Raw genomic sequence first — 6,564 nt, 5'->3', positions numbered from 1 at the left:
AGTTATATTTTAATTCAGTGAAATTAAAATTTTATTATTAATTAATCTATTAATCGTCAAATTCAACTAACGCCAGCCCACCAATTCAATAAACAGTAGCATTCTTTAAAGCACACCAAGCCCAGTAACAATAAGCCTTAAAAGCAATTTTATTACCCTGCAAGTATCATTAAGGTACATTCACAACCAAAATTTTTAGGTATACGGACGCAATATATCTATATCTCATATACCTAAAATAATTATGGTTAGAAAAAACATCCATTAACAGATACTTAAATAAAAGCCATCAAGCCAAGAGATAAAAATTACTCTTTATTTGATGTTGGTAGTATATATCTCTTGGTTAAATTGAATAATTCTAAAATCAGGCGTTTATAAGTATACGTATCTGTATCCCCAAAAAGGCGCATTAATTAGCTTTGAAAGTTATCTTTAGGTTTCATTACAGTAAGCGAGGTTCAGAGGTAAACCTTAGTAGTGATACGGTAGCTTAAACTTAACAATATTGAATTTTCAGCAAGAAAACGAATAAGCATACAATATGATTTATACCTCCGAATTTGCCGATAAATACTCTGCATTACTTATCCTTATGGTTATACACTGTATATTATCTGCTCAATATCTATGTTAAATCAATATAAGTAAAAATTTAATATAGCATTCAAACAATAGGCGGTTGATTACGCTTTATTTAATGCATGTTTAAGCGCGCCAAGCTTAGTCCATGATATCAGGGACTAAGGCTGCGATGAGACAGTAAGAAGGATAAATCGGCATGATAAAAATCAGCCAGAAAACTAATTGATTTTATTTAAGTTTTTTGATGATGGTAGATGATAATATTAATTCTTTGGTTAAAAGTTTATCTAATCTTTTGACAAGGATCATGCTACAGTAAAACTAAGTTAAATAACAGTTGACTATAGAGATTATAGTTGAAAGAATACCATATAATATCAAGGATACGGAAAATATTATCAATCAGTGTCTCGATTATACATTGGTTTATTAACTTTTTTACCTCTTAATGGTAAATCTACAATATAAAAATGAATATCTTTTGGCAAATAACTAATCCAATCACTGTATTTTGCCTAAGTTTTATCACCGATAATTTGTAAATTACAAGCACTCATAATCATTTGCCCTTTATTTTGATCGATTGTTCGTTAGTGATTCTAACTTATCGGCCATTAATTAAAAATAAAGTGAATCTATGACCTACACTTTTTGATACTAAAAAGTGTAGGCTTACCTGGGGTGACTAAATTTTAACATAACGTATTAGTTCAAAAACTCTATATTTTTGCTAACCTCAATAACATATCATGAAAAGATGGCTTATCTTTCCCTAAAGATGAAAAAAATTGTTGGTCAATATCCTCCACTAAAGGAAGAGCTCTATTCGTTACTGCGTAGCCATCTGCGGTTAATTTAATTGACCTTGCCCTGCTGTCTTTTAACGAGTTATTTCTTATGATAAATCGTTTTTCTTCCAATTTATTGATAATTTGAGAAATAGTCATAACATCTATATTTGTTTTTTTAGAAATCATGATTTAAGTGACTTCGTCAACATTCTGAGAAAGATAAGCAGTAGTTGCCATCACAATAAATTGAGGATGTGTAATAGACTGCTTTTTAAGGCAGTTTTTAATTTGACTATGCCAAGTTGAATAAGCTCTCATAAAAAGAAAGCCTATTGATTTTGAATCTTCCTCAAACTTAGATAAAAATTGAGTTTCATGATCCATTACTTTATTGCTCTACTAATTCTTTTAATCTAAATGTCTTATCAAAAATATCATCTGAAATGTGTTTAAAAAAACCGTAGTATGCTTCTTTATTAACATTTTCATTAGGAAGCAATGAAATCACTGATTTAATAATGGATTCTGTTTGTGATACGACTTCAATTTGATGTGAAAAGTAGAGTATGCCCATATCAGGTATATTAAATTGCTCAGTAAATTCTTGCTCGGGAATAACAGTGGATAAAATAACTTCCATCTCAGGTGCATCTTGTAGTTTAAATACTCCTTTCGCCCCACTTTTTAATTCACCGAAGATACGAAATTCTTCTAAATCTAGTTCCCATAATTTTCTTAAAGAAATATCAATATAGTATTTCCATATAGTTTTATGGTTGAGAAGTTACTGGAACTGCACAAGATATTGAAATTTTCATTTTTTACTTCCTTTATATAATAAGTACACATATTATATGTACACTTATTAAATGGGTCAATATCACTATTTTAATAATACATTCATAATAACTATCTGATTTTCTTAAACTGAGCAGTTAAATTTTCTCGCATAGATTAATTATAGTCTGATATAGTACTAAAATGGACCAAGAAAACTTTCTTAGCATGGTATGAATAAACACCCACATATGAAATCTATATGCTCAAAGTATTTAAAAATACGTCAATAGAAGAATTTGACAATCATTATTTTTATTTAACTGAACTATAAGTATTTTTCAGGATAAACATGATAAAACCGATATCTAATATTACATTAAAACCGCTACCTAAAGGCAAAAGAGGTAAAATTAGCTCGCTTGTTGAAGTTGATGGTGTTTGCTATGATGAAAAACTAGAAGGTCGCTATTTAGAAATGGCTTTTAGCTATGATAGCTGTTACGTTTTAATTTTTGTGACGGAAGATGGTGGTCCTTGGGAAGAAGTTTTATTCATCTATCTACTTGATTCAAAAAACTACCATATCGTTGATCGTGCCAGAATTGGCGGTGGAGCATATGCTTGGCTTAGCGCTTGTGGGCTTTGGAATATTAAAATTTTATCGGATCATACATTAAGTTTTGAATTTATGTCGTTTGAGGGGACTGATGGTTGGTTACTTAAACTTTTTAAAAAACCTATAAAAACCTTTCCGTTTACACTTAGAAACCTATTTCATGTCTGGCGCCCAATTTCATTTAAACGCTATTTTTTAATCGAAGTAAATAAAAAGTCACTTTAAATCGATATACTATATTTCTCTTTCTTTATACTGAAATTGGCAATCAAAATAACGATTGCCAAAACTCATTTTTGTTAAAATTAATATTTTCGACTGAATATTGCTGGTAAATTCGTTATTTTCTTACTTTTGGTTTTCTGACGGATTTCCTGAATAAGAAAATAGGCTATCTTTTAGTGAAAAAGAGAAATCTTTAGTATTAATCTCACCAATAACTTTGTTGCTATCGTATAAAGCCAGTAAAAACTCAGCCATTTGATTTGCGGTATGGTAGCGAGCAAAACAATTGTCGTAATCATATTCGGTTGTATTATTGGCTTTTTGACCGAACTCCGTTTTTGTTGCTGCGGGCGCCAGTACCTTTGCTGTTAATTGGGCATTAGCTTGTTTTAATTCTTGCGCTAACCCTTCGGTAAAAGCATTAACATAGAATTTGGTTGCACAATATGTTACAGCATTAGGCACAATAGTATATCCGCCTCGTGATGATATATTAATAAGCTGAGCGCCTGATTGGTTTTGGTATTTACATACATAAAGAGTGGATAAAATAGTTAATGCTTCAATATTTAGATGCAACATAGATTAGATTTTGGTTAAATCCTGAAGGCCAACACAGCCATAATGACCAAAACCAGCATTATTGATCCATGTTTCAATATTGTATTGATCTAATTGATCAAATAGTAAATGTGCATTAACCGCTACCGATAAATCACACGTTTGAATAATGATATCTAATAGCGGGTTCATATCATTAATGCGTTGTTTTAATTGTTCTAGTTGCTCTTTTCTTCTTGCTATTATAATTAAATTTTTATTTCGTTTAGCAAATTCAATGGCTGTTGCAAAGCCTATACCAGAGCTAGCTCCAGTGATAACAGTATATTTTTTATCTGTCATTGTCATTTTATCCTCTTTCATTTTTTATGTTGATATTTGGTTAAATGCTATCAAACGATTAAATACCGTTTGTTTGTAATTTGTATTTAGTTACTATATTTTTAGGTATTTACTTGATTTGCGTTATAATATTTGTAAAATAAAGAATAATAAATGATTTGAAAATTGATTTATTAACAACTGAAGGCTGATAATATGGATCTATTAAGATGCATGGATGCTTTTGTGCTAACAGTAAAAAAAGATCTTTTGCTGCTGCATCTGTTTCATTAAATACTTCTCCACAAATGGTTGCTAAATATATTGCGTTTTTAGAAAATTATTTTGGGATAAAATTACTGAATAGAACAACTCGTTCACAAATCCTTACCGAATTTGGCAAACAATATTATGAGCGGTGTCTGTTTATTCTTAGTGAGATTAAAGCTAGCAAAATGTTAGCTCAGCAACTTATTGAGGCTCAGCAACTTATTGATGAGCCGAAAGGTAAGCTTAGGATCAGTGCTCCAATTAGTTATGGCAATTTTAATTTAATCCCAATTATTAGCCAGTTTATAAAGCGCTATCCAAAAATTGATGTAGATTTGCAATTGAGCGATAGTTATGTTGATTTGATTAAAGAAGATTTTGATATTGTATTTCGGATTGGTGAATTAGTTGATTCAGGTTTAATTGTACGGCAACTTAAGCCATATCAATTGATTTTTGCTGCTGCATCTAGTTATTTAGCTCAATATGGTAATCCAACGGTACCTGAGGAACTAAACCAGCATCAATGTCTAATCTATCAGTATGTGAATCGAAATAAAAAAGATGATATTTGGTCATTTACTATTAGTGGTAAGTTAGTTGAACTGCCTATATCAGGTTCGTTTAAAAGTAATAATACGTTAGCATTAGCCACCGCAGCTATTGAAGGTGTAGGTATCACCATGTTACCTGAAGCAATGCTAAATAAGGCAATTAAACAGAATAAATTATTACCAATATTGCAAGATTATTTACCTCCCGCCAGAAAATTATACATGCTTTATACAGCGGATTTATATAGGCTACCTAAACTTAAGATGTTTATTGAGTTTGTAATAGATTCAGAGTTTTAATATGTGTAGTGTTTTTATAAACATAAAACAGCTTATGTAAGGGAAAAATAAAGAATTAGAAGTGTTATATAAAGCACGTGTTTATAAATATAACTATACTAAAAATAAAAGCAATTTAATTGCTTCAGATTGATGACAAAGAACTCGCTTTTTGACGAGTTCTTTGATCTAATAGAGAGGAGTCCATTATAAGAGAAGTTCTTCTATGCTAAAAAAACCAACTCCAGCGACACCAGAAAAAATAGAGCAAATCTCACTAGATGCGCTTGTCCCCCAAAATCATCTTGTTCGTAAAATAGCTAAAGTCATTGATTTTGAATTTATTCGAGAAGCGGTAGCACCACTTTATTGCCCTAATAACGGTCGTCCGGCAGAAGATCCGGTCAGACTGTTTAAAATCATGCTATTGGGGTATCTTTTCGGTATCCCCAGTGAACGTCGTCTGGTTCAGGAAATTCAGGTCAATTTAGCTTACCGCTGGTTTCTGGGAATGGGATTAACCGAAAAAGTGATTGACGCCTCAACACTTAGTCAAAATCGTCGCCGTCGGTTTAATGACAGTGAAATCTATCAACAGATTTTTGATAATATTGTTGAGCAGGCCATTGCCAAAGGGTTGATAAGTGGTCGGGTTTTATATACGGACAGTACTCACCTAAAAGCAAATGCCAATAAAGGCAAAGCACGTAATGAGCAGCGTATTGTTGAGCCCAGTCAATATATTGATGCGCTTAATCAAGCCATCAACACAGAAAGAGAATTAAACGGAAAAAAGCCTTAAAGCCATCGACGGTAGAGAAATACAAGGAGGTTAAAGTCAGTACAACAGATCCAGACAGTGGCTTTATGCATCGGGAAGGCAAGCCTAAAGGGTTCTTCTACTTAGATCACCGAACGGTTGATGGCAAACATAATTTAATTACCGATACCTATGTCACAGCTGGAAATATCCATGATTCCCAGCCTTACATGGCTCGATTAAAACGCCAGCTAGAGCGGTTTGGCTTTAATCCGGTTGGTGTCGGTCTTGATGCGGGTTATTTTACGGCTCCCATTTGCCATTTACTGCTGGCAGAGCAGATATATCCGGTGTTGGGTTATCGCCGCCCCACCCATGGTGCGAATCCCATCAGAAAAAAGCAGTTTATCTATAACAGTCAAAACGATACTTATACTTGCCCAAACGGGCAAACATTAATATATAAAACTACCAGCAGGGAAGGTTATCGTCATTATCATTCTGATGCAACAACCTGCAAAATCTGTCCGTTATTGTCACAGTGTACACAGAGTAAAAATACACAGAAAGTCATCACACGGCATATCTGGGAAGCAGATAAAGAGAAAGCCAACGAGATTCGTTTAAGTCAGTGGGGTAAAAAAGTCTATGCTCGGCGAAAAGAAACGATAGAGCGCAGCTTTGCTGATGCTAAACAACATCACGGACATCGCTATGCACGATTTAGAGGAAGAGCGCAGGTTCAAATGCAGTGTTTATTGGCCGCAACGGCTCAAAATATCAAGAAAATAGCGATAAAGCTATTTTTGTTACGTTTTTTTA

At 32.9% G+C, this 6,564-nt stretch carries 6 protein-coding genes and 1 pseudogene; 3 read left to right on the top strand and 4 right to left on the bottom strand.

Annotated features, from left to right (window positions below; all coding sequences use genetic code 11):
* Positions 1-1,304: 1,304 nt before the first annotated feature.
* The 3 genes from A9G40_RS15295 to A9G40_RS08015 are packed head-to-tail and all read right to left on the bottom strand — an operon-like array spanning position 1,305 to position 2,016.
* The gene (locus tag A9G40_RS15295; RefSeq protein ID WP_218057981.1) at positions 1,305-1,562 is read right to left on the bottom strand and encodes a MarR family winged helix-turn-helix transcriptional regulator; all 258 of its coding nucleotides are present in this window, start codon (positions 1,560-1,562) and stop codon (positions 1,305-1,307) included.
* A 3-nt stretch (positions 1,563-1,565) separates the two neighbouring features.
* A complete protein-coding gene (locus A9G40_RS15290) occupies positions 1,566-1,760 on the bottom strand; it encodes a hypothetical protein (RefSeq protein ID WP_218057980.1) in 195 nt (64 codons plus the stop codon).
* Between the two features lie 4 nt (positions 1,761-1,764).
* Positions 1,765-2,016: a hypothetical protein gene (locus A9G40_RS08015; protein WP_065582620.1), complete on the bottom strand. Its 252-nt coding sequence runs from the start codon at positions 2,014-2,016 to the stop codon at positions 1,765-1,767.
* A 489-nt stretch (positions 2,017-2,505) separates the two neighbouring features.
* On the opposite strand from A9G40_RS08015, the gene A9G40_RS08010 reads away from it, so the two are divergent.
* On the top strand, positions 2,506-2,997 hold the full coding sequence (locus tag A9G40_RS08010; RefSeq protein ID WP_065582619.1) for a hypothetical protein: 492 nt from the start codon (positions 2,506-2,508) through the stop codon (positions 2,995-2,997).
* A 123-nt stretch (positions 2,998-3,120) separates the two neighbouring features.
* Here the strand turns inward: A9G40_RS08010 and A9G40_RS15490 are convergent.
* Positions 3,121-3,900, bottom strand: a pseudogene (locus A9G40_RS15490) (SDR family NAD(P)-dependent oxidoreductase).
* Positions 3,901-4,109: 209 nt separating this feature from the next.
* Here A9G40_RS15490 and A9G40_RS08000 point away from each other — a divergent pair.
* Positions 4,110-5,003 carry a LysR substrate-binding domain-containing protein gene (locus tag A9G40_RS08000; protein ID WP_065582618.1) on the top strand — a complete coding sequence of 298 codons (894 nt, stop codon included), beginning with the start codon at positions 4,110-4,112 and terminating at the stop codon, positions 5,001-5,003.
* 205 nt (positions 5,004-5,208) lie between these two features.
* Positions 5,209-6,564, top strand: a protein-coding gene (locus A9G40_RS07995; RefSeq protein WP_141675227.1) for an IS1182 family transposase whose coding sequence is annotated in 2 segments (ribosomal slippage) — positions 5,209-5,782 and positions 5,782-6,564 — 1,357 coding nt annotated over the 2 segments. Because the reading frame shifts where the segments join, the coding sequence is not laid out codon by codon here. This gene is flagged as partial in the annotation.

This window comes from Gilliamella sp. Nev3-1, assembly GCF_001690435.1.
Taxonomy (GTDB): domain Bacteria; phylum Pseudomonadota; class Gammaproteobacteria; order Enterobacterales; family Orbaceae; genus Gilliamella; species Gilliamella apicola_C.
Note: the sequence above shows the minus strand (reverse complement) of the source record. Positions and strands in the feature narration are given on the sequence as shown.